This is a genomic window from Microbacterium sp. bgisy189 (genome assembly GCF_057707225.1).
The window spans coordinates 130,034-151,842 of record NZ_JBYIPT010000006.1 but is presented as its reverse complement, the minus strand read 5'-3'; the positions used below and the strand labels follow the sequence as shown (position 1 = coordinate 151,842).

Sequence of the window (21,809 nt, the reverse complement as noted above, 5' to 3'; positions counted from 1 at the left end):
CGTTGCAGAACTGGCTCCGTCAAGCCGACGTCGAGGAAGGCAACCGTCCCGGTTAGTTGGTCAGGTTGCGGAACCCGAGTGCGGAGCCGCGCAGGTGTTCGAGCCGTCCGTTGACCGCCTCGGTCGGCCCGTTGCTGGTGCCGGGTCGTTCGAAGTAGGCGAGCACGTCAGCGGCTCGCTTCTTCAGGGTCCGGCCCAGGGTGTGAGCTCGGTGAGCACCTTGGGGACGCCGGGTCAGCGGCTCGTTCGCCCAGTGGGCGCATCAAGCGGTAGACGTAAAGTCGACGTGATGAGGTCGTCGGTTCGATTCCGACAGGCTGTTCGGTTCTGGTGGTCGCGCGATGCGCTGGCCTCACGGCTCTGCCCGACACTGACGTCGCTCTCCTCTGCGACGGACCCCCTCGCCGGCTGAGCGCTGGCGGCCGGCATCCTGTCCGTGTGCCGATAGGCCTCGCACCGCTGGGCAACGCAGCATGGCGTTGCGTCGCGACCTGGCGACGGCTCGGCGGGGCGCGATCGTCTCGTGCGTTGGCGGACTACGGGAGCTTGGACGCGAGGACGTCGGCCGCCAGGATCTCGGGTGCTGCGCTGAGGAGGTGCTGGTTGGCCATCAGGGCTGCGACGATGGCGCCGTTGGCGTGGGCGTCGCGAGCGGCCTCGTCGGGGAATGCATCGAAGATCCAGAAGGTGTCGGCGTGGGTCCTGACCGCGAACCAGACAATCGTTCCTACTTCTTCGTTGGCGAGTGCGACAGCGCCGGCGAGCAGATCGGCGAGCGCGTCGTGCTGTCCATCGGCCGCGACGATCTTGGCGACGAAGGCATACGGAAGTGATGCGCGTGTGGACATGAGGGACTCTCCTAGGTGTCGAGGTTTCTTGGTGAAGCGAGTTCAGCGTATGACGAGCGAGGGCCGGTGGGGAGTGGCGTATACGGCAGTATTGCTATTGTTTGCGTCATGCGTATCGGACTGATCGCGATCGACGGCTGCTTCGGTTCGGCTATCGCGTCGATCATCGACATCGTGCGGGTGGCCGACGGTGCCCGCGGCGATGTCGACTCGCGGATCGACCCGATCGAACTCGCCATCCTCGGACCGAAACGGCGAGTGACGACGACGGCATCGATGACCCTGTCGGTGGACCACCCGCTGTCGGAGTCCGGAGAGTTCGACGTGGTCGTCGTCCCTGCGCTTGGGACCCTGACGGCCGCCGCTACCAACGACGTCCTCCAGAGCCGAGATGCTCGTTCGGTCATCGCCTCGCTCGGGCGCCTCGACGAGGCGACCACCCGGATCGCCGCGGCGTGCACCGGCGTGTTCGCTGTCGCCGAGACCGGACGGATGCATCATCGGCGCGCGACGACCAGCTGGTTCCTGGGGCCGGAGTTCCTGAAGCGCTATCCGACCGTCGCCCTCGATCTCGACACCATGGTCGTGGTCGACGGGAACCTCGTCACCGCCGGTGCCGCGTTCGCCCACATCGACCTCGCGCTCTCACTCGTGCGATCGATCAGCCCCGACCTGGCCCAACATGTCGCCAAGCTCCTCATCATCGACGAGCGCCCGTCGCAGGCGGCCTTCGTCGCCTACGAACATCTCCGGCACGAGGACCCGATCGTCGTTGAGTTCGAACGCTTCGTGCGCGCCCGCCTGGACGAACCGTTCAACGTCACCTTCGTCGCGCAGTCGCTCGGCACCAGCCGGCGCACCCTCGAACGTCGAATCCGTGCGGCGCTCAACCTCACTCCGCTCGGCTTCGTCCAACGGCTTCGCATCGAACGAGCTCGGCACCTCTCAGCAACCACGGACCTCACCTCCGCCGAGATCGCGCTACGGGTCGGCTACGCGAACGCCGAGACTCTGCGCTCCCTCCTGCGTAGGGAGCGACGCCGTTCTTGACCTATCGCAATGCCTGTAGCCGGTGTGCTAGTGCTCGACTGGAACCACCTCTCAGCACGTCGCGGCGACGCTCCCGCGTCGCCCCTGGACGACACACTCAGCGCGACCGCAGCACAGGCCATGTGACGTGTCCCGGCTTCGCGGACGGTCGGGGTTGGGTGGCTGTGATGTCGCTGCGTTCTCGTCGAGAGGATCAGCAGACCCGATCAGAGCCGATTGGGATAAGACGCGAAGGCGGTCAGGTCAGGGCGGCCGAAGCCGGCCGGCGGTGGGGCGTCGGTCACGTCGAGGTCTTTCGGATGGATGGCGTAGGAACCTCCATCGTCGGGAGATCTCGGCGTCTATCTGCGGACCGACGCGCCCGGCCGACCTACACCCTCATCTGGGAAGAGCCATCAACGCGCTGCATGACGCGCATCACGACGACCCGACGTTCGGATACCGATACCTCACCGACGAAGCCCGCCGCGCGACGGCATCTTCGCCCAGCGGCGCCGGGTCGGTCGTGAAGACCGTCACGTGGTGTGCGTCGCGGCGGCAGAGGGCTCGAGATCAGTCCTGATCTTCTGCACCAGTCGCGAGGCGATCGGCCTCAGCGCTGTCGACGAGGTCGTCGTTGACGTCGGGATCGAGTCGCACGCCGTCATCGTCTTCGTCGTCGATGACGATGTCGGGGTCCGTGGTTGTCGGCTCTTCGACGGGCTCGTCGCCGGTCGGCGGGACGAGGGGCGGTTGCGGATTCATGGCGGTCATCATCGCTCCTTCGAGATGGGTGCGGTCGACGCTAGTCGCGCGAACGTCCCATGCCCACGGGGTTGACGCGGCTTGACCGTGGAGGTAGCAGCGTGGGAGGTGGATGGCGACCGCTGTGGCACGGCAGGATTGGTGGAGTGACATCTCCTGCGCTCTCATCTGCGGCCATGCCCCTCGACATCGCGGCGGCGGATCGGATGTGGGACGACTACCGGCGGGCGCATCCTGACGCCGTCGCCGCGTCGCGTGAGTACAGCGTCGAGCATTTCGGCGACTCGCCGCGACTGGCGGATGAACTCCTCGATGCCGTGACGTCGGGGCGCAAGCGGGCCACCGCCGAGCTGGTCGCCGACTTCATCGCGCGCGGGGACGAGGTGCCGCGCGTCGGGTCGCATTGGATCGCGTGCGACAGCAGCGGGGCGCCGCGCGTTGTCATCCGCAGCGTGGAGCTGCGTATCGGCCCGTTCGCATCCGCCGACGTGGCCTTCGCCGCGGACGAGGGGGAGGATGACGGGACCCTCGCGTCGTGGCAGCGGGAGCATCGTCGCTACTGGGAGCGCACCGCGGCGGCGCGCGGCGCAGTGTGGTCGGAGTCTGACGAGATCGTCTTCGAGCGGTTCGCGGTCGTCTGGCCGCCCGAGCACGCGGACTGATGGTTCACGGTGGGGGAGCCGCCCACTGTCAGGTTGTTCCCTCGCGAGGGATGCGCACCGTCGGGGTAGGACCGGTTTGTCAACCCCGTCTCTTCCCCGCCCTCAAGTCCGTATCGTCTGCCGTGACGCGATCACCTGAGGAGACGTGATGCCCGATTCGAAGCACGATCCGCGCAAGAGTCACCATGACGGAGGGTTCCCCGAGCAGACACAGCAGCAACCGGGACTCACCGGGAGCACCCGGCCCACGCCGGACCACGGTGAGGATTCGTACCGCGGGAGTGGGCGCCTCGCAGACCGGCGCGCCCTCATCACGGGCGGCGACTCGGGTATCGGGCGAGCCGTCGCGATCGCATTCGCGCGCGAAGGAGCCGATGTCGCCATTGCGCATCTGCCCGAAGAACAGGCGGATGCCGATGCGACGCTCGAGCAGGTGAACGATGCCGGCCGTCGCGGCGTTTCACTTGCCGGCGACATTCGTGAAGAGGCTTTCGCCGATTCGATCGTCGACGCCACGGTCACCGCCTTCGGCGGCCTCGACATCCTGGTCTTGAACGCCGCGTATCAGAAGGATCGCGATGGTCTGGAGCGGCTTGAGACCGAGGAGATGGACCGCGTGTTCCGCACCAACCTCTCTGCCATGATGTTCACCGCTCGTGCGGCGATCCCGCATCTGAACCCGGGCGCGTCGATCATCGTCACGTCGTCGATTCAGGCGTTCAATCCGTCGCCCGGGTTGATCGACTATGCGATGACGAAGGCCGCGCAGGTCGCGTTCGTGAAGGCGCTCGCGCAGGATCTCGGTGCACGCGGCATCCGCGTCAATGCTGTGGCACCCGGCCCGATCTGGACGCCGCTGATCCCTGCCACGGGATGGGATGCCGAGCGGTTGGCCTCCTTCGGGCAGGACACGCCACTCGGCCGCGCGGGTCAACCCGCTGAGCTCGCCGGCGCGTACGTCTACCTCGCATCCGGTGATGCCTCATACGTGTCGGGCGCTGTCATCCCTGTCACAGGCGGCAAGGGACTGTAGGGGGCGCGCCAGTGTGCAGGTTGTCAACCGCCTTGCCATGGCGACATGCGCAGCGTTGAGTGAGGACCGAAGGGAGATCACGATGCCACGTGGACAGAACGCGTCACTGAAGGATCCGGAGCTGTATGAGGAGTTGCGGAAGGACGGCGCCTCCAAGGAGAAGGCAGCTCGCATCTCGAATGCGACGGGCGGCACGAAGTCGGGGCGCTCAGACATCGGCCGCAAGGGAGGGGAAGCCGGCAGCTACGACGACTGGACGGTGCCCGAACTCAGGAAGCGTGCGAAGGAACTGGGCCTCACGGGCTACTCGAAGCAGCGCAAGCAAGAGCTCATCCGTTCGCTTCGCAACCACTGAGACGCCTTGAACTCAGGTTCGGTATTCGTCCGTCAGCACCCGGTACACGGCGCGTTCGAACGACTCGAACGCCTCGTTCGCTGCGCGGTCGAAGAAGGGCAGCAGCTGCGTGGCCCAGACGCCCGCGATGCCGGATGCCGGGTCGATCCAGTAGTGCACGTTGCCCAAGCCGGCCCATGAGACCGACCCGGCGCGACGCCTGCCGGGCACGTCGGCCTCGACGCGCAGGAACGTCGTCGCCCACGATGTGGGGATTCCGGGAAAGAACTCCGCGCGATGCGTGAGTGCAGGAATCGCCGATTCGAGTGGGCGCATCGGGATGCCGGGGTCGCTGCGTGCGCGCCGGACTGTCTCGGCGGTGAGGACGCGACCGTGGGTGCCGTTGCCGTCGCCCGACCAGACCTGCAGCAGACGCAGGACATCGGCGACCGTGCCGAACAGGCCTTGCCCGCCCATGTCGAGTTCCGGGTCGCCGATCGCCGGTGGCGGCGTCGCGCGGATGCTGCCGTCACCCGTCCGTCGGTGCAGCGTGGCGAAGCGGGCGTGGGCCGAAGCCAGTCGGTCGACGTGCCGTACGTCCAGCGCTCGCCGGGATCGTGCAGCAACGGGGTGCGCAGGCTGTCGCGCAGGGGAGTGCTCGACGTGGGCCGGGCGCGGGCACGTGCGGCGACGCGCTCGTCGAACATGTCGTAACCGAAGCCGGCGGTGTGATGCAGCAGCATCCGCGACGTGATGCGCCGAGCGGGCGGCCTGGTGCGGGGTTCGTCGGGGTCGCCCGGGTCGACGCTCGTCCCGCCGCGCCGACGTGTACGTCGTCGGCGCCCTCCAGGAGGCCCGCGATGACGAACGGGATGCCGCGGTCGACAGCGCGCACGACGTGGGCGTCGACGACGTCTTGGAGCGACTTCATGAGACCTCTCATGTGCAGATCGAGCGTGCACCGAAGCCTGCGGAGCAGAATTCTCGGGGTCCAGATTCCCCGGAATTCCGCGGTTGTCGGCAGGGAAAGAGATCTTTTATCACACCAATCTCAAGATTCTCATTGACAACAAGATGAGAGGTCTCTCATTATTGGTGACGGACCGGCAGACCGTGCCTCACGCGGAACGTCGGACCTGGTTCACGTCGAGCGGTTACCCGACCAAGGTCCCCCCGGACACATCACCCGAGACGCTGCTTCGTCGTGCGCTGAACCCATCCATTCCTCCCCAAGGAGCTGCACACATGCGCGCCACTTTCCGTAACTACATGGACGCCGTCAAGGCCCGTCGCGAGGAGAACGGCGACGCCGGCTTCTCGCTCATCGAGCTCATCGTCGTCGTCGTCATCCTCGGCATCCTCGCCGCGGTCGCGATTCCCGTCTTCCTCGGCCTGCAGGGCCAGGCGGAGCAGACGGCGCAGGACGCTGTCGCCGCCAACGCGGCCAGCCAGGCTGCAGCAGCCTTCGCTCAGGACGATGAGTACGCGCCTGCGACCGACGACTTTGCCAACCTCGCCGCTGACACCTACACGATCACTCCATCCGGCGACTCGATCGACAACTTCTGCATCACGGTCTCCGACGGCGCCGAGGAGGATTCGGAGTCGGGACCCGGCTGCACCCTTCCGTAAGCCACGGCTTTCAGCGGAGCCGGTCCGACCCGAACGGACCGGCTCCGCTTCCTTCACATCCCGCCCGACACCTCACTCCCCTGGAGGTGCACGTGCAGAAGCGTGCCGGCGATGACGGCTTCAGCCTCGTCGAGGTCATCATCGCCATGTTTCTCTTGATGGTCATCGCGGTGGCCGTCCTGCCGCTCATGATCGGTGCGACGCGCGCGAGCGTCGTCAACCGCGACGTCGTGTCGGCGACGACTTTCGCGAACTCGCAGTTGGCCCCCATCAAGGCGGCGTTCCCGACCGAGTCGACGTCGCCCACGAGCTGCGCCGCGCTGCGGACCCGTGCCGTGCCCGCGGCGAGCGCGGTCTCCGACCCCGCAGGCACCGGTCACACCGCGACGGTCGCCGTCGCCTCGTGCCCGAGCGGGGCGGCGTCGTACCCGACGACGGTCGTCGTGACCGTGACCGTCCGCGCCGCCGACGGTGACGTGCTCGTCACGTTGCCCACCCGCATCCCGGTGGCGAGCGCATGAGCGTCGTCCCGCACGACGACGAGGGGCTGACGCTCGTCGAGCTCATCGTCGTGATCGTCGTCTCCGCGCTCTTTCTGGGGCTCCTCGCCCTGATGTTCATCAACGGCATCACCGCGCAGGAGCGCGCGACGGCACGTGATCACGCGACGGGGGAGTCCAACGTCGTGAGCGCCACCTTGATGTCTTCTGTGCGCAACGCAGAGGACTTCCGCATCAGCGGTTCGGGCACGCGGGTCGATGCACGCGTCGTGACGGCCGACGACAGTCTCGTGTGCCGCGCGTGGGCTGTCGTCGGCGGTGACCTCCGCTACCGGGAGTCGACGACACAGATCGGGGCCGTCACGACGGCTTGGACGACGATCGCCACCGATGCCGTCGGCACGCTCGGCAGCGGCGCCGCCTTCGAACTCGCAGGCGCGAAGAACCTTCGCATCGGCTTCGAGATCTCCACCGGCGACGAGACGGTCGCCTTCCGTGACGGTGTGGCCGCCCAAGCCGAGACACAAGGAACACTCACATGCTGGTGAACATCGTGCGACGCCTCCGCGCCGATGGCGACGGTGGATCCGCCCTCGTCTCCGTGCTCGTGATCATGCTCGTGCTGAGCATCGGCGCCCTCTCCCTCGCCGCGATCGTCACCAACACCTCGGGCGTCGTCGTCGACAGCCGCAGCACGGCGCAGTCCCGTGCCGCCGCCGACGCGGGCCTCGCCGACGTGGTCGCAGGCCTCAAGCGCGGCGACCTGTCGTGCCCCGCTTCCGGTGTGACGCTCTCAGACAGCGACATCACAGTCGACGGCTCCGGATCGCCGGCGTACGACTACGCGGTCACGTGCGGCGCCGGGTTCGCGACCATCACCTCGTACTCCGAGGTCGACGGTGCGCGGACCGGCGTGCAGGCCGTGTACAGCTACAGCGAGGCGCCGGAAGGCGTCGGCGACATGGTCTTCTTCGGCACCGGGAACGTCACCTTCACGCACGAGGTCGATACCGCCGCCACGGGGCGCCTGCTGAACATCGTGGTGCCGCAGGCCTCGTTCACCTGCCAGAACCACATCCCCGCGAACATCACCGCGCGCGGCGACATCTCCGCCAATGGCGGCTGCACGATCGACGGGGCTGCCACCTCGGCGGCAGGCGTGCTCGACATGTGCTGCGGCACCGACACGATCAAGGGGAACGTCACGACGGGCGGCACCGGCACGAGCACAGTGCGCGGCACCCTCGGCGGCAGCCTCCACACCAACGGACGCATCACCTTCGGATGGGAGGGGAAGTCCGTCGCGGGCTCGGTGACGGCGAACGGCAACGTCTCGCTCGGCAACGTCCGCATCCAGGGCACGCTCACCATGCCGACAGCCAGCACCCTCAACACCCAGAGCGGTGTCGTCTCGGGTGGCGTCGTCCGAACCGCGACGGTGGCGGGCCCTGTTGCGCCGACGCTGCCCAGCTGGTTCGAGTACAAGTTCGCTGCCGCCGACTGGCCGGGCTTCACGATCGTGACGCTCGCTGCCTCCGGGAGCGGACCTGGTACGTGCGGGTACTTCAACAGCAGCCCCGGAACAGGGTGGACATCGCTCGCGTCGTACGCGAGCCCGACGATCATCGATGCCCGCAATTGCGGCACGTTCAGCAGCAACAACGGATCGAACCCGAACATCGCGATCAAAACCAATATCGTGCTGCTCGCGAAGGGGTTCGACCTCACGACGCTGCAGGTCAGGGGCGCGACCGGGCTCTCCGCCAAGCCCAAGCTGTGGGTCATGACCGAAGACCCGACGCCCGGTGACAGCAAGCCCACGTGCGGCTCAGGCTACGGCGCGCTGAAGATCAACGGCACCGTCATCGCGACGAGTGTCAAGGCGATCGCGTACTCGCCGTGCAAGATCGACGTCGCCGGTGGCGCCGGCGGCATCGACGACCAGTGGAACGGCACCTTCTACGGCGGTGGATGGAACTACGGTGGCGGCCTCACATTCACCGCCGACCCGATCGGTGTGCCCGGCATGGGCATCGACGAGTCGACCGGCGGCGGCGCGGCGGGGCTGGGGACACTCATCTCGCAGCGTGACGTCGCTTGGGAGGATGTGGGATGAGCACTCTCCCTCCCGGACTCTTCACCTTCGCACTGGTGTTCGCCGGCATCCTGGGCCTCGTCATCGGCTCGTTCCTCAACGTCGTGATCTACCGCGTGCCGGCCGGCATTCCGCTCACGCGCGAAAGTCGCTGCCCGCAGTGCGACACCAAGGTGCGCGCCTGGCAGAACATCCCGGTGCTGTCGTGGCTGCTGCTTCGTGGCCGGTGCGCCGGGTGCAAGGCGCCCATCTCGCCCCGCTACCCGCTGGTCGAACTCGCGACAGGTATCGCCTTCGTCGGGGTCGCGTGGTGGAGCATCGACGCCTGGGCCGGCATCGGGCCGATCGGCGCGTATGCCCTCACCGTCGCCTACCTCTACCTCGCAGCGATCAGCATCGCGCTGGCCCTCATCGACCTCGACGTCCGTCGCCTGCCGAACGCGATCGTGCTGCCGGCGTACCCCGTCATGCTGGGGCTCTTCCTCATCGCCAGCTTGTGCTGCGCGCAGTGGGACGCCATGCTGCGCGCCGTCGTCGGCGGCGCCGCCCTCTACACGTTCTACCTGCTGCTGCGGCTCATCCGCCCCGGCGGCATGGGCGGCGGCGACGTGAAGCTCGCGGGCGTGCTCGGCATCGCGCTCGGCTGGATCGGCTGGGGCGCGCTCATCGTCGGCGCGTTCGCCGGCTTCCTCGTCGGCGGCATCGTCGGCATCGCGCTCATGATCGGCCGCCGCGCCGGTCGCAAGAGCGCCATCCCCTTCGGGCCGTGGATGCTCGTCGGGGCCTGGATCGGCATCTTCGCGGGGCAGGACGTCTCGCGCTGGTACCTCGGCCTGCTCGGCGCCGCCTGAGCAGCCACGGACACACAAGAAAGGAGGACGGGCATGGCAAACACGATCGTCGGCCTGGAGATCACGGAGGAAGGCGTCCGCGCCGCCGAAGTGACCACCGGCCGCACTCCCACCCTCGTGGCCTTCGGCTCCGTCCCACTCCCACCCGAAGCCGCGAAGGATTCCGAGGTCATCGACCGGGATGCCATCGTCCTCGCGCTGCGACAGCTGTGGTCGCGCGCGGGCTTCAAGAGCAAGCACGTCGTGCTGGGCATCGGCAGTCGCCGCATCCTGGTGCGTGAGTACACCACCGCCTCGATGCGACCCGACCTGCTGCGGCAAGCGCTGCCGTTCCAGGTGCAGGACCTGCTGCCGGTGCCCGCCGACCAGGCCGTGCTCGACTTCTACGCCGTCAGCGAGGAGGCCGGGCGGCTGAGCGGCCTGCTCGTCGCGGCCGTCGCCGAGACGGTCGACGACCTCGTCGCAACCGTCGGCAAGGCCAAACTCACCGTCGACACGGTCGACCTTGCGCCCTTCGGCCTCGCCCGCGCCGTCGCGCGCGTCGCTGCGGCCGGCGAGACCGTCGCCGCGTTGCACCTGGGCGACCACACGAGCTATGTCGTCGTGATCCGCGACGGCATCCCGCAGTTCGTGCGCATCATCCCCATCGACATCGCGACCGACGCGGTCCGCACCCGCGAGACCGTGCAAGCGGCGGCCGCCGCGGCCGAGGGCGCCCTGCAGGAGGTACCGGTCATCGAGGAGTTGCTCGAGACCGTGCCGCCGACCGAGGCGCCAGCCCGCCGCCTTCGCGCGGCGGCCCGGGGGACGGCCCGCCCGACGGTCATGTCGGCCTCGGCCATCGCCGATCTTGTGACCCGACTGTCGGGCACCCTGCGCTTCTACACCGACCGCGCGGGCGACCAGCCGATCACGCGCGTGCTGCTCAGCGGTGCGGGTGTCGCGGTGCCGGGGGTCGTCGAGGCGCTCGCGGGCGGCATCCCGATCCCGGTCGATGCGCTCGACGTCGCGCGCATCGTCAAGACCAAGGGCGCGCTCGACAACCGCGACGACGAGCTCAATGCTGTCACCACGGTCGGCCTCGCCCTCGGGGAGGTGCGCTGATGGCCACCGCCGCCGTCTTCTCGCTCGGGGCCGCGCCCCGCGTCAATCTCATGCCGCGCGCCGAGACCGCGCGCCGCGAGCGCGCTTCGCTGATCCGACGATGGATGTGGGGAATCGTGAGCGCGCTGCTCGTCGTCGCGCTCGCCGCGGCAGGCACCTTCTTCCTTCAGGTCACTGCCGCGATGCGGCTGGCTGAGGAGAACGCTCGCACGAACGCGCTGCTCACGCAGGTCGCCGCGCTCACCGACGTGCGAGCGAAGCTGGACTTGGAGGGCGAGCTCGCCGACTTCCGCACCGCCGCGATGGGAACCGATCTCACGTGGGCCCAGCTGCTCGCCACCGTCGACAACGCACTGCCCGAAGATGTCAGTGTCACGGGTTTCAGCCTCGCTCCCGGTGGGCTGGCGCAGGGCGATGATCCTGCCCTCGAGGTGGGAGCCACCGGCACGCTCACGCTGTCGAGTGCATCGCCGGCCGAGATCGTCCCACTCGTCCGCGAGCTGCGCGGCATCGAAAGCGTGCTCGAGGTCGACGGATGGCAGAGCACCGCCGACGACGAATCGTACGAGTACGAGCTGCGCATCAGCTTCGACCAGTCGGTCTACACCGGCGCCTACGCAGCGGAGGTCACGGAATGAACAGCACGAAGCAGCTCATCAATCTGGCCGGACTCGTGCTGGTCGTCGCCATCGTGGTGGCGGGCATCGCGCTGGTCGCACTCCCGATGTACTCCCAATCGCAGACGATCGACGGGCAGACGCGCACGGTCGCCCAGACGAACGTCGTCTACGAGACGCAGGTCGCGCAGTTGTCAGCGGCGAACGACCGCATCGACGAGATCGATGCGAATCTGGCGGAGTTGCGACGTGAGATCGCGACAGCACCGCAGCTGGACGACGTCTTCGAGCTGATCAACGCGGCCGCCGAACGCACTGACGTGATGATCGACAGTGTCGCGGTCGCCGACCCCGAGGACTTCATCGCACGCACCACCGTGGTCGAAGAAGCCGCCGCGACGGCGGTCGCCGCCGAGACCGACGGTGACGGGGCGGACTCGGGCGAAGCCGGTGCGGCCGAGCCGCAGGCCGCTGCGGACGGCCCGAGTCTGCAGCGTCAGGTCATCATCACGATCGACGTCAAGACCGAGGATCCCGAGGCCGCGGCCCGCTTCATCGACGACCTCGGGCGCGGACCGCGGCTGCTCGCACCCATCGACGGCACGTACGTCGGCGGCGAGACCCTCACCGCGACCGTGCTCGCCTTCATCCGGACGGAGGGCTGAGATGGCCATCGCGAACGCCGCCCTGGCATCCATGCTCGCCGTCGCGGGCCGCTCGCGCGCCTCCGACGTGCACCTGACCGCGGGGCACCCGCCGTTCATGCGCGTCGACGGCGACCTCGCGCTCATTCCCGGGCATGAAGAGCCCACCAGCACGAACTGGCTCGAATCCGCCCTCGGCGACATGCTGTCGGGGGAGCAGGTGGCCGAGTTCCGTCAGAAGGGCGAGGTCGACCTCTCGTTCGAAGTGCCCGACGTGGCCCGCTTCCGTGTGAACGTGTTCCGTCAGCTGGGAGCCGTCGCAGTCGCGCTGCGATTCATCCCCGACAAGACGAAGAGCATCGAAGAGCTCGGTGTGCCCAGCGTCGCGCAAGAGCTCGTGCTCAAGCCGCGCGGACTCGTGCTCGTGACCGGTCCGACCGGGTCCGGAAAGTCGACGACCCTGAGCGCCATGATCGACATCGTCAACCGCACGCTGCCGGCCCACATCGTCACGGTCGAAGACCCTGTCGAGTTCCGTCACACCAGCAAACGCGCACTCATCCACCAGCGCGAGATCGGCAGCGACACCGCGTCGTTCTCAGAGGCGCTGCGCCGGGTGCTGCGTCAGGACCCTGACATCATCCTCATCGGTGAGCTCCGCGATCCCGAATCGATCTCGACGGCACTCACGGCCGCCGAGACCGGACACCTCGTCCTGTCGACGCTGCACACGCAGAGCGCTGCGAAGTCGATCAACCGTATCGTCGACGCGTTCCCGCCCGCCCAGCAGCCGCAGGTGCGCACGCAGCTCGGCGACACACTGCAGGGCATCATCACCCAGACGCTGCTGCCGATGGCGCAGAGCGAGGGCCGGGCGATCGCCACCGAGGTGCTCGTGAACACCCCCGCCATCGCCAACCTCATCCGCGAGGGCGAAGTCAGCCAGATCTACTCGATGATCCAGGCCGGCGGCGGGCTCGGCATGCACACGCTCGATCAGGACCTCAAGCGGCTGGTCGGCAACGGCACGATCTCGATGGCCGTCGCGAAGTCGATCGCGAACGATCCTCGCTCGCTCGACGAGGTGCGGGTGCGGCCGGTCGACTTGGATGCCGATGCGTGGAGCGCGCACGGCGCCGAACGCCAAGACGTGGGATGGGGGCACTGATGCCGCTCATCGAGGAGTACACCTACCGTGCGGTCGACGCGACCGGCGGTGGGATCGTCAAGGGCACGATCGAAGCGAGCAGCGAGTCGGCCGTCGCCGGCAAGCTCCGCGCGCAGGGATTGACGCCGCTCGAGGTCGCGCTGACGAGCAAGACCGGGCTCAACCGTGAGATCTCGATCCCCGGCTTCGAGAAGGGCGTCAAGGCCGACACGTTGGCCGTGTTCGCCAAGCAGATGGCGGGCCTCATCAACGCAGGCCTGCCGCTCATGCGCACGCTGTCGATCCTCATCGAGCAGGCCGAAGACAAGAAGCTGCAGGCCGCGCTCGTGCAGGTGCACGCTGCGGTCGAGTCGGGTTCGGCGCTGTCGGCCGCGTTCGCGAAGCACCCGCGGGTGTTCCCGCCGCTCATGGTCAGCATGGTGCGCGTCGGTGAGACCGGCGGCTTTCTCGGGCAGTCGTTGACCTCGGTCGCGGCGACCTACAAGGGTGAGGCCGAACTCAACAACAAGATCAAATCGGCCACGACCTATCCGCTCATTGTGCTCGTGATCGCGATCATCGGCGTCATCGCGATGGTCACCTTCATCGTGCCGATCTTCGCGGGCATGTTCACCAACCTCGGGTCGGAGCTGCCGCTGCCGACGCAGATCCTGGTGACGCTGTCGAACAACATGGTGTGGATCCTGCCCGTGCTGATCCTCGTCGGCATCATCGGGTGGCTCTGGTGGGTGCGCAACAAGAACGAAGAGAACGTCCGCAAGGTCGTCGACCCGCTCAAGCTCAAGCTGCCGGTGTTCGGTCCGCTCTCGACCAAGATCGCGGTCGCCCGCTTCACCCGCGGCCTGTCGATGATGCTGAAGGCCGGTGTGCCGCTCGTGCAGGCGCTCGGTATCGTCGGCGAAGCGTCGAACAACTTCGCGGTCGAGCAGGCGGTGCGTGAGGTGCAGGAGTCGGTCAAGCAGGGCAAGTCGTTCTCGGCACCCCTCGCGAAGGCCGACGTGTTCCCCTCGATGGTGGCGCAGATGGCATCAGTCGGCGAGGAATCGGGCACACTGCCCGACATGCTCGCAAGCATCGCCGACTTCTACGAAGGTGAGGTCGAGACGGCGACCGAGCAGCTCACGGCGTCGATCGAACCCATCCTCATCGTCGGCATCGGCATTCTGATCGGCGGCATGGTCGTGTCGCTCTACATGCCGATCTTCTCGATCTACGGCGAACTGGGCAACCAGTAGTCGCCGTTCTCAGACGGCAGGGCGTGAGGCAGGGGAGGCCTTGCGCCCTGCTCCGTTTCAGGGGCTCGAAAGGGCACGTGACCAGGCGACTTCGCGCTGCAGGGTGTCGGCCAGGACGGATGCCAGGGCATCCCGATTCGCCGGCTCGAAGCCGAGCTGCAGCCAGAACGGGCCGGAGCGCCTACTGAACAGCCACGCCCGCTCACATGCCGGCCGTCGGCGCTCGCTTCGTAGCCTGTGGTTCTGGTGATGGCCCCGTGGTCGTCGCGTTCGATCCAGATGTACACGTCGCCGGCATCCAGTCCGCGCAGCCGCGGTGTCCCTCCCGGTGGTCGAGTGCCGCGGCTTCGCCGCGGTGTATCGAGACCCAAACCCAGACTGTGGAAAGTTTCGAAGCAATGTCGGAGGTGAGGCGTAGTGTTTCGAACATGAAGACGCCAGCCGAGCATCTGCAGACCGCGGTCGACGCGGCCCGTGAGCTGTGGCCGGCCGACGGTGTCGCCGGGCTCGAGGGAGCCCGGCTCGTCGAGCTCAACGATGCGCTCGCTCGGGTGCGCCGACTCACCGACGCGGCCGCTGTGCAGGTCGCGGCCGAGATCTCGCGCCAGTCGCGTCCCGAACTCGGAGCGGACTCGCTCGCGAAGCAGCACGGATTCCGGAACGCGAACACGCTGCTGGCGACGACCCTGGGCACCACGAACGGAGAAGCGGCCCGGCTGGTGCAGGTCGGTGACGCGACCGCACCCCGCATGCAGTTCAGTGGTGAGGCCGCGCCGGCGAAGCATCCGCACGTGGCTGCCGGTGTCGGGACTGGAGATCTCTCGAGTGCCGCGGCCGCCGCGATCGTCGCAGTGCTCGACCGGGTGGAGCCCCGCGCCGGCCGGGCTGCGGTCGACGACGCCGAGCGAGTGCTCGTGAAGCAGGCGCCCGGATTGTCGCTGGACCAGCTCAGCAAGATCCTGGTCCGAGTCGAAGCGCACCTCGACCCTGACGGGGTCGCGCCCCGCGAGGACGACCTGCGCGCTGGGCGCGTCTTGCGTATGCGAGAAGACCGTGACGGGATGCTGCACCTGCACGGCACCCTGGACCCCGAAGCAGCAGCCCCGGTCCGCGCCGCCATCGAAGGCTACGTCACCGCCGAACTCGCCGCCCAGCGGGACCGCGGCCACACCGCCGGTGACGCATCGACCGGCACCGCCGACCCCGTCGACCGGCCTCTCGACGATCTTCCCGACGCACCACACCGCACCATCCCACGCCTGCAAGCCGATGCGCTCGTGGCGCTCTGCGAACACCTCCTCGGCTGCGACCGACGCGACATGCCCCTCCAGGGCGCGACCGTCGTGGTGCGGGTCTCGCTCGACGACCTTCGAGACGGCACCGGCCACGCCAGTATCGACGGCACCGCCGCACCCGTCTCCATCAGCACCGTCCGTCGCATGGCCGCCGACAAAGGCATCATCCCCTGCGTCCTCGGCGGTGACAGCGAGATCCTCGACTGGGGCCGCCAGAAGCGCCTCTTCACGCCCGCACAACGCCTCGCCCTCATCGAACGAGACGGCGGCTGCGCCTTCTGCGGTGCGCCACCCGGGCACGCGAAGGTGCACCACATCCAATGGTGGGCCAGAGACCGCGGGAGAACCGACCTGTCCAATGGCGTCCTGCTCTGCACAAGCTGCCACCACCGCATCCACGACAACGGTTGGGACATCCGTATCGACGGTCCCGGCACGAACGCACGCGTCTGGTTCATCCCGCCGCCATGGGTCGACAGCACCCGCACCCCGAGACTCGGCGCCAGACACCGATTCGACTACGCCCCCGCCGCCGCGTGAACCGGCGCAGCCGCGGTGTATCGAGACCCGGCTGGCGCCCGGCTCAGACCGCGACGCGCAACACCTCTTCGATCGTGGTGATGCCCTGCGCGACCTTGCTGAAGCCGTCTTCTCGCAGCGGCACCATGCCTTCTTCGATCGCCTTCGTGCGCAGCTCGGTACCGGTCGCGTGCCCGACGACCATCTGCTCGAGCGATTCGGAGACCGTCATCACTTCGTGCAGTGCGACGCGCCCGCGGTACCCCGTGCCCGAGCAAGCCGAGCAGCCGACGGCGCGGTACAGCACAGGCGGGTCGAGCGGGTTGTGCGGAAAGCCGATGCTCTCGAGTACATCGGCCGACTCGACGTACGACTCACGGCACTTCAGGCACAGTCGACGCGAGAGGCGCTGGGCGACGACCGCCGACAGTGCCGTGCCGACGAGGAACGGCTCGCAGCCGATCTCGGTGAGCCGTGTCAGAGCGCTCGGTGCGTCGTTGGTGTGAAGCGTCGAGAGCACGAGGTGACCGGTGAGGGCGGCCTCGATGGAGATCGTCGCGGTCTCCTGGTCGCGGATCTCACCGACGAGCACGACGTCGGGGTCCGACCGCAGAATCGAGCGCAGTGCCGCCTGAAAGGTCATGCCGGCGCGGGCGTTCACCTGCACCTGGTTGATGCCCGCCATGCGGTACTCGACCGGGTCTTCGACCGTGATGACGTTGATGCGCGGGTTCGCGACCGTGTTCAGTGCCGTGTACAGCGTCGTCGACTTGCCCGACCCGGTGGGGCCGGTGACGAGCACCATGCCGTGCGGGCGGCTGATCGCGCCGCGGAACCGCTGCTCGTTGATGAGCGAGAAACGCAGGTCCTGCATCGTGAGCGACTGCGCCGAACTGTCGAGGATTCGCATGACGATCTTTTCGCCCCACACCGTCGGCAGCGTCGCGAGGCGCAGGTCGATCTGACGCCCGTCGTGCTGCACCGACAGGCGGCCGTCCTGCGGCTTGCGCTTCTCGGCGATGTCGACCGCGGCCATGATCTTCAGACGCGAGATGACGCCGTCCTGAATTGCACGGTCGGCGCGCTGCATCTCGTGCAGCACCCCGTCGATGCGGTACCGCACCGCGAGGTGCTTCTCGCCGGGTTCGATGTGGATGTCGCTGGCGCGGTCGCTGATGGCCTGCGAGATCAGCAGGTTCACGAAGCGGACGATGGGCGCGTCGTCTGCGGTGTCTTCGAGTGACTCGGTGGCGCCGGGGCCGGCGTCGGCTGCCGCGATCTCACCGATCTGCTCCGACAGGTCGCTCAACTCTTCGTCGGAGCGCAAGAAGCGAGCGAAGGCGGCCTCCAACGCATCGGCCGCGACGACAGCCGGACGCACGTTGAGTTCGGTTGCCGTCGCGACGTCGTCGAGCGCGATGATGTCGCTCGGGTCAACCATGCCGACCGTGATGCTGCGGCGGCCGCGTTCGATGGGAATGAGGCGGTACCGACGGCACAGATTCGCGGGCACGGCGCTGACGGTCTCGGCGCTCAGGGTGAGTGCGGTGAGGTCGACGAACGTGTAGCCGGTCTGCTCGGCGACGCCCTCGGCGATCTGCGACTCGGTGACGAGTTGCATCGCAAGCAGCTGCGCGCGCAACTCCGGGCCGTCGCCCACTTGAGCGACGGCATCCCACATGTCTTGAGCACGAACCGCGCCGGTGCGGATCAATGTCTCCGCGAGTCCCTTCACGGCATATCCTCTCCCCGTGGGTATCCTATTCCGCCGCGACCGGTGGGGGGAATGGGAAGCGCGAGATTGTTGAGGCTGATGTGAATAAAGGTGTTCTCGGATCCGTGGTCGCCTGGATGCTGCGTCGCAGCCTGGTCCGGGCCTATTTCCGCTACTCGATGAACAAGGGCCCGATGCTCGCCGACAGCGTCACCTACCGCACCCTGTTCAGCGTCTTCGCCGGTGTGCTGCTCGGCTTCTCGATCGCCGCGATCTGGCTGACCGGCAACCCCACTGCCTGGCAGGCGCTCGTCGCCGCCGTCGACAGCGCCGTCCCCGGTCTCGTCGGCGACGACGGCCTCATCGACACGTCCGAGATCGCACCGATGGCCGGGTTGACCATCGCCGGTGCCGTCTCACTCCTCGGCCTCATCGGCGCCGCGATCGGCGCGATCGGGTCGCTGCGCCTCGCGATGCGGCAGATCGCCGGCATCGTCGGCGACGACACCCTCTTCATCTGGGTGCTGCTGCGCAACCTGCTGCTCGCCGTCACCGTCGGGGCGGGGCTGCTCGCCTCGGCCGGCGCGACCATGCTCGGCACGGCTGGCCTCGACCTCGTCGCGGGATGGCTCGGTGTCGCCGGCGACGATCCGCTCGTGACGGTCGCCGGTCGCGCGCTGGCGATCGTGGTGACCTTCGTGCTGGATGCCGTCATCATCGCGGCGCTGTTCCGGGTGCTCTCCGGTGTGCGGGCGAAGCCGAAGGCGCTGTGGTCGGGTGCCCTTGTCGGCGCCGTCGGCCTCACGGTGCTGCAGCAGTTGTCGGGCCTGTTCGTGGGCGGAGCGACCTCGAATCCGCTGCTCGCCACGTTCGGATCGCTCATCGCACTGCTCCTCTGGCTCAACCTGTCCGCTCAGGTCATCCTGATCGCGACGGCCTTCATCGTCACGAAGGTCGCCGAAGACGCCGACCGCGTACGCGAAACGCACGGCTCGACCACGATCGCGCAGCTGCGCGTGCACCGGGCGGAGGATGCCGTGGTGGCCGCATCCGCCGAACTGCGCACGGCGCAGGCCGCTGCCCGCAGCGAGCGCGGCGACGCCTGACAGACCCGCCGAACGCGGCGCGCTCTGTGAATACTGCGCAACGACTTGCTGGGAACGGTCACAGTCTGGGCCCTCGGCGGGGTACGGTTCATTCTGTGCTCGACAACAACGCCCCCGCGCTGCACCCGACCGGCGCGACCCACCCGGCAGGCGCCACCCACCCGCTCGCGATCGCCCCGGTGACCTCGCCGCCGCGCACGGTCGACGGATTCGTGCGGCAATTCCTCGAGAACCTCAACCTGGTCCGTGGCGTCCCGCTCTCGGCATCCAGCGACAACGATCGCTATCAAGCGCTCGCGCACACCGTGCGCGACTACCTGATGGCGCGCTGGCTCGAAGACCTGCGTCGCCAGCGCGAGGCGCAGGGCAAGGGCGTTTGCTATCTCTCGGCCGAATATCTGCTCGGCCGACAGCTCGACAACAACCTGCTGGCGACCGGACTCACCGAAATCGCGACCGAGGCGATGGCCTCGTGCGGCATCGACATCGACGAGCTGCGCGGCCACGAGGTCGAACCCGGCCTCGGCAACGGCGGTCTCGGGCGACTGGCCGCGTGCTTCATCGACTCCCTCGCGACGATGGGCGTGCCCAACATCGGCTACGGCATTCGCTACGAGTACGGCATCTTCCGTCAGACCTTCGTCGACGGCCAGCAGGTCGAGCAGCCTGACGCGTGGCTCGCGCTCGGTTCGCCGTGGGAGTTCCCGCACCCCGAGGCCGCACAGACGGTCTCGTTCGGCGGACACACCGAGACCTACGACGATGCAGGCGTCACCCGCACGCGGTGGGTGCCGGGCTGGAACGTGCAGGCCCTGCCCTACAACTACATGGTTCCCGGCTATCACAACGGGCGCGTGAACACCCTGCGCCTGTGGAGCGCACGCGCGACCGACGCCTTCGACCTGCGCATCTTCAACTCGGGCGACTATGCCGAGGCGGTGCGTGCGCAGACCTTCGCCGAGAACATCTCCAAGGTGCTCTACCCCGAAGACTCCACGCCGCAGGGCAAGGAGCTGCGCCTGCAGCAGCAGTACTTCTTCGTCGCGGCATCCATCAAGGACTTCCTCGACACCGTGCTGCCGAAGGACTTCGACCTCACCCGACTGCCCGAGCGCGTCATCTTCCAGCTCAACGACACCCACCCCGTGATCGGCGTGCCCGAGCTCATGCGCGTGCTCGTCGACGAGCGCGGGCTCGAGTGGGATGCCGCGTGGGACATCACGCGCGAATGCTTCGCGTACACGTGCCACACGCTGCTGCCCGAAGCCCTCGAGGAATGGCCCGTCGACCTGCTCGGTCGGCTGCTGCCGCGGCACCTCGAGATCATCTACCGCATCAACGACGACTTCCTCGACGAGGTGCGTGCCCGCTACGGCGACGACGAGATGCGCATCCGCAACATGTCGATCATCGCCGAGCACCCCGAGCGCAGCGTCCGCATGGCGTACCTCGCCACCGTCGCCGGCGCGAAGGTGAACGGCGTCGCCGAGCTGCACTCGCAGCTGCTGCGCGAGAAGGTGCTGCCCGCCTTCAACGAGTTCTTCCCCGGCAAGTTCACGAACGTCACCAACGGCGTGACCCCGCGTCGTTTCGTGCGGCTCGCGAACCCCGAGCTGAGCGAGCTCATCACGAGCGCCCTCGGCACCGGCTGGCTCACCGACCTCGAGCGGCTGCGTGAGCTCGAGGTGTACGCCGAAGATCCCGACTTCCGCACGGCGTTCGGCGAGATCAAGGCCGACAACAAGCGCCGACTGTCGGCGGTGCTCGCGGCGCGCGACGGCGTCGAGGTCAGTGACGGGCACATGCTCGACGTCATGGTCAAGCGCCTCCACGAGTACAAGCGTCAGATGCTGAAACTGCTGCACATCGTGACGCAGTACGAGGCGATCATCTCGGGCAAGGTGGCCGCAGCCGACGTGCAGCCGCGCACCTTCATCTTCGGTGCGAAGGCGGCGCCTGGCTATGCGATGGCCAAGCGCATCATCCACCTCATCAACGCGGTCGGGCAGGTCGTCAACAACGACCCGCGCGTCGAGGGCCGACTGAAGGTGATCTTTCCGCCCAACTACAACGTCACCCTCGCCGAGCGCGTGATTCCCGCCGCCGACCTGTCGGAGCAGATCTCGCTTGCAGGCAAGGAGGCGTCCGGCACCGGCAACATGAAGTTCGCCCTCAACGGTGCGCTCACCATCGGCACCGACGACGGCGCGAACGTCGAGATCCGCGAGCTCGTCGGCGACGACAACTTCTTCCTGTTCGGCATGAGTGAGCCCGAAGTCGAGGCGCTGTGGGCGCGCGGTTACAAGCCGGCTGAGTTCTACCAGCGCGACCCGCAGCTGCGCAGCGCGATCGACCTGATCGCGTCGGGTGCGTTCTCGGGAGGCGACCGCTCGGTCTTCGAGCCCGTCGTGTCGAACCTGCTCTACGACGATCGCTTCATGGTGCTGGCCGACTACGCGACCTACATCGGGGCGCAGGCGAAGGTGGATGCCGCGTACGCCGATCAGGACGCCTGGACGCGTTCCGCGATCCTCAACGTCGCCCGCTGCGGATTCTTCTCGTCCGACCGGTCGATGCGCGACTACATCGACCGCATCTGGCACACCCCGCCCGTCCTCTGACCTAGGTGGTGGGTTGCCGCGCTCCGAGTCCTAACCC

Annotated in this window: 21 protein-coding genes, 1 tRNA gene and 2 pseudogenes; 18 read left to right on the top strand and 6 right to left on the bottom strand. The window is 67.8% G+C overall.

The annotated features are described in order from the left end of the window. Positions 1-55: 55 nt before the first annotated feature. Positions 56-231 (bottom strand): annotated as a pseudogene (locus AC3ENX_RS09760) (transposase); the annotation flags it as partial. A gap of 6 nt (positions 232-237) precedes the next feature. On the opposite strand from AC3ENX_RS09760, the gene AC3ENX_RS09755 reads away from it, so the two are divergent. Then, positions 238-322: transfer RNA gene (locus AC3ENX_RS09755), tRNA-OTHER, on the top strand. Between the two features lie 214 nt (positions 323-536). Here the strand turns inward: AC3ENX_RS09755 and AC3ENX_RS09750 are convergent. After that, positions 537-848, bottom strand: a complete 312-nt coding sequence (locus AC3ENX_RS09750; RefSeq protein WP_200116581.1) for a putative quinol monooxygenase — start codon at positions 846-848, stop codon at positions 537-539. Between the two features lie 108 nt (positions 849-956). On the opposite strand from AC3ENX_RS09750, the gene AC3ENX_RS09745 reads away from it, so the two are divergent. After that, positions 957-1,898: a GlxA family transcriptional regulator gene (locus AC3ENX_RS09745; RefSeq protein WP_434811689.1), complete on the top strand. Its 942-nt coding sequence runs from the start codon at positions 957-959 to the stop codon at positions 1,896-1,898. Between the two features lie 552 nt (positions 1,899-2,450). On the opposite strand, the gene AC3ENX_RS09740 is transcribed toward AC3ENX_RS09745, so the two are convergent. After that, positions 2,451-2,651 (bottom strand): hypothetical protein, encoded by a 201-nt coding sequence (locus tag AC3ENX_RS09740; protein WP_434811688.1) that lies wholly within the window; start codon positions 2,649-2,651, stop codon positions 2,451-2,453. 167 nt (positions 2,652-2,818) lie between these two features. On the opposite strand from AC3ENX_RS09740, the gene AC3ENX_RS09735 reads away from it, so the two are divergent. The 3 genes from AC3ENX_RS09735 to AC3ENX_RS09725 all read left to right on the top strand — a co-directional run bounded on the left by AC3ENX_RS09735 (position 2,819) and on the right by AC3ENX_RS09725 (position 4,692). Further along, complete coding sequence (locus tag AC3ENX_RS09735; protein ID WP_434811687.1) at positions 2,819-3,304, top strand: ASCH domain-containing protein; 486 nt, start codon at positions 2,819-2,821, stop codon at positions 3,302-3,304. Positions 3,305-3,452: 148 nt separating this feature from the next. Next, the gene (locus AC3ENX_RS09730; protein WP_434811686.1) at positions 3,453-4,337 is read left to right on the top strand and encodes an SDR family oxidoreductase; all 885 of its coding nucleotides are present in this window, start codon (positions 3,453-3,455) and stop codon (positions 4,335-4,337) included. An 82-nt stretch (positions 4,338-4,419) separates the two neighbouring features. After that, positions 4,420-4,692: a DUF7218 family protein gene (locus AC3ENX_RS09725; RefSeq protein WP_434811685.1), complete on the top strand. Its 273-nt coding sequence runs from the start codon at positions 4,420-4,422 to the stop codon at positions 4,690-4,692. A 12-nt stretch (positions 4,693-4,704) separates the two neighbouring features. Here AC3ENX_RS09725 and AC3ENX_RS09720 read toward each other — a convergent pair whose 3' ends face one another. Together AC3ENX_RS09720 and AC3ENX_RS09715 are read right to left on the bottom strand one after the other, a co-directional pair. After that, a complete protein-coding gene (locus AC3ENX_RS09720; protein WP_434811684.1) occupies positions 4,705-5,148 on the bottom strand; it encodes a hypothetical protein in 444 nt (147 codons plus the stop codon). Between the two features lie 113 nt (positions 5,149-5,261). Continuing rightward, a pseudogene (locus tag AC3ENX_RS09715) lies at positions 5,262-5,633 on the bottom strand (serine hydrolase); the annotation flags it as partial. A 283-nt stretch (positions 5,634-5,916) separates the two neighbouring features. Between AC3ENX_RS09715 and AC3ENX_RS09710 the strand changes: the two are divergent. The 11 genes from AC3ENX_RS09710 (at position 5,917) to AC3ENX_RS09660 (ending at position 16,352) form a co-directional block, all read left to right on the top strand. After that, positions 5,917-6,303, top strand: coding sequence for a prepilin-type N-terminal cleavage/methylation domain-containing protein (locus tag AC3ENX_RS09710; protein WP_434811683.1), 387 nt, complete (start codon positions 5,917-5,919; stop codon positions 6,301-6,303). Positions 6,304-6,395: 92 nt separating this feature from the next. Then, on the top strand, positions 6,396-6,824 hold the full coding sequence (locus AC3ENX_RS09705) for a type IV pilus modification PilV family protein (protein ID WP_434811682.1): 429 nt from the start codon (positions 6,396-6,398) through the stop codon (positions 6,822-6,824). Then, on the top strand, positions 6,821-7,351 hold the full coding sequence (locus tag AC3ENX_RS09700; RefSeq protein WP_434811681.1) for a prepilin-type N-terminal cleavage/methylation domain-containing protein: 531 nt from the start codon (positions 6,821-6,823) through the stop codon (positions 7,349-7,351). Before AC3ENX_RS09705 ends, AC3ENX_RS09700 begins: the two co-directional genes overlap by 4 nt. Next, positions 7,342-8,919, top strand: coding sequence for a type IV pilus modification PilV family protein (locus AC3ENX_RS09695; RefSeq protein WP_434811680.1), 1,578 nt, complete (start codon positions 7,342-7,344; stop codon positions 8,917-8,919). Before AC3ENX_RS09700 ends, AC3ENX_RS09695 begins: the two co-directional genes overlap by 10 nt. Next, the gene (locus AC3ENX_RS09690) at positions 8,916-9,749 is read left to right on the top strand and encodes a prepilin peptidase (protein WP_434811679.1); all 834 of its coding nucleotides are present in this window, start codon (positions 8,916-8,918) and stop codon (positions 9,747-9,749) included. The genes AC3ENX_RS09695 and AC3ENX_RS09690 overlap by 4 nt, the downstream gene beginning before the upstream one ends. Positions 9,750-9,782: 33 nt before the next feature. Next, complete coding sequence (gene pilM, locus AC3ENX_RS09685) at positions 9,783-10,853, top strand: type IV pilus biogenesis protein PilM (RefSeq protein WP_434811678.1); 1,071 nt, start codon at positions 9,783-9,785, stop codon at positions 10,851-10,853. Then, positions 10,853-11,491: a hypothetical protein gene (locus tag AC3ENX_RS09680; RefSeq protein ID WP_434811677.1), complete on the top strand. Its 639-nt coding sequence runs from the start codon at positions 10,853-10,855 to the stop codon at positions 11,489-11,491. Before pilM ends, AC3ENX_RS09680 begins: the two co-directional genes overlap by 1 nt. Continuing rightward, a complete protein-coding gene (locus AC3ENX_RS09675) occupies positions 11,488-12,135 on the top strand; it encodes a hypothetical protein (protein WP_434811676.1) in 648 nt (215 codons plus the stop codon). Before AC3ENX_RS09680 ends, AC3ENX_RS09675 begins: the two co-directional genes overlap by 4 nt. Position 12,136: 1 nt before the next feature. Next, a complete protein-coding gene (locus AC3ENX_RS09670) occupies positions 12,137-13,282 on the top strand; it encodes a type IV pilus twitching motility protein PilT (protein ID WP_434811675.1) in 1,146 nt (381 codons plus the stop codon). Continuing rightward, a complete protein-coding gene (locus tag AC3ENX_RS09665; protein WP_434811674.1) occupies positions 13,282-14,517 on the top strand; it encodes a type II secretion system F family protein in 1,236 nt (411 codons plus the stop codon). Before AC3ENX_RS09670 ends, AC3ENX_RS09665 begins: the two co-directional genes overlap by 1 nt. A gap of 428 nt (positions 14,518-14,945) precedes the next feature. Further along, on the top strand, positions 14,946-16,352 hold the full coding sequence (locus AC3ENX_RS09660; protein WP_434811673.1) for an HNH endonuclease: 1,407 nt from the start codon (positions 14,946-14,948) through the stop codon (positions 16,350-16,352). A gap of 43 nt (positions 16,353-16,395) precedes the next feature. Here AC3ENX_RS09660 and AC3ENX_RS09655 read toward each other — a convergent pair whose 3' ends face one another. Further along, positions 16,396-18,066 carry a GspE/PulE family protein gene (locus AC3ENX_RS09655; RefSeq protein ID WP_434811672.1) on the bottom strand — a complete coding sequence of 557 codons (1,671 nt, stop codon included), beginning with the start codon at positions 18,064-18,066 and terminating at the stop codon, positions 16,396-16,398. Positions 18,067-18,170: 104 nt separating this feature from the next. Here AC3ENX_RS09655 and AC3ENX_RS09650 point away from each other — a divergent pair, with 104 nt between their 5' ends. Beyond that, positions 18,171-19,151: a YihY/virulence factor BrkB family protein gene (locus AC3ENX_RS09650; protein WP_434811671.1), complete on the top strand. Its 981-nt coding sequence runs from the start codon at positions 18,171-18,173 to the stop codon at positions 19,149-19,151. A 179-nt stretch (positions 19,152-19,330) separates the two neighbouring features. Beyond that, positions 19,331-21,772, top strand: coding sequence for a glycogen/starch/alpha-glucan phosphorylase (locus AC3ENX_RS09645; protein WP_434811709.1), 2,442 nt, complete (start codon positions 19,331-19,333; stop codon positions 21,770-21,772). Positions 21,773-21,809: the final 37 nt, after the last annotated feature.

Bases quoted from the DNA above. Each gene is read 5' to 3' on its own strand.
- AC3ENX_RS09750 (WP_200116581.1), bottom strand. From the start codon at position 848: ATGTCCACACGCGCATCACTTCCGTATGCCTTCGTCGCCAAGATCGTC.
- AC3ENX_RS09745 (WP_434811689.1), top strand. From the start codon at position 957: ATGCGTATCGGACTGATCGCGATCGACGGCTGCTTCGGTTCGGCTATC.
- AC3ENX_RS09740 (WP_434811688.1), bottom strand. From the start codon at position 2,651: ATGACCGCCATGAATCCGCAACCGCCCCTCGTCCCGCCGACCGGCGAC.
- AC3ENX_RS09735 (WP_434811687.1), top strand. From the start codon at position 2,819: ATGCCCCTCGACATCGCGGCGGCGGATCGGATGTGGGACGACTACCGG.
- AC3ENX_RS09730 (WP_434811686.1), top strand. From the start codon at position 3,453: ATGCCCGATTCGAAGCACGATCCGCGCAAGAGTCACCATGACGGAGGG.
- AC3ENX_RS09725 (WP_434811685.1), top strand. From the start codon at position 4,420: ATGCCACGTGGACAGAACGCGTCACTGAAGGATCCGGAGCTGTATGAG.
- AC3ENX_RS09720 (WP_434811684.1), bottom strand. From the start codon at position 5,148: ATGGGCGGGCAAGGCCTGTTCGGCACGGTCGCCGATGTCCTGCGTCTG.
- AC3ENX_RS09710 (WP_434811683.1), top strand. From the start codon at position 5,917: ATGCGCGCCACTTTCCGTAACTACATGGACGCCGTCAAGGCCCGTCGC.
- AC3ENX_RS09700 (WP_434811681.1), top strand. From the start codon at position 6,821: ATGAGCGTCGTCCCGCACGACGACGAGGGGCTGACGCTCGTCGAGCTC.
- AC3ENX_RS09695 (WP_434811680.1), top strand. From the start codon at position 7,342: ATGCTGGTGAACATCGTGCGACGCCTCCGCGCCGATGGCGACGGTGGA.
- AC3ENX_RS09690 (WP_434811679.1), top strand. From the start codon at position 8,916: ATGAGCACTCTCCCTCCCGGACTCTTCACCTTCGCACTGGTGTTCGCC.
- pilM (WP_434811678.1), top strand. From the start codon at position 9,783: ATGGCAAACACGATCGTCGGCCTGGAGATCACGGAGGAAGGCGTCCGC.
- AC3ENX_RS09680 (WP_434811677.1), top strand. From the start codon at position 10,853: ATGGCCACCGCCGCCGTCTTCTCGCTCGGGGCCGCGCCCCGCGTCAAT.
- AC3ENX_RS09675 (WP_434811676.1), top strand. From the start codon at position 11,488: ATGAACAGCACGAAGCAGCTCATCAATCTGGCCGGACTCGTGCTGGTC.
- AC3ENX_RS09670 (WP_434811675.1), top strand. From the start codon at position 12,137: ATGGCCATCGCGAACGCCGCCCTGGCATCCATGCTCGCCGTCGCGGGC.
- AC3ENX_RS09665 (WP_434811674.1), top strand. From the start codon at position 13,282: ATGCCGCTCATCGAGGAGTACACCTACCGTGCGGTCGACGCGACCGGC.
- AC3ENX_RS09660 (WP_434811673.1), top strand. From the start codon at position 14,946: ATGAAGACGCCAGCCGAGCATCTGCAGACCGCGGTCGACGCGGCCCGT.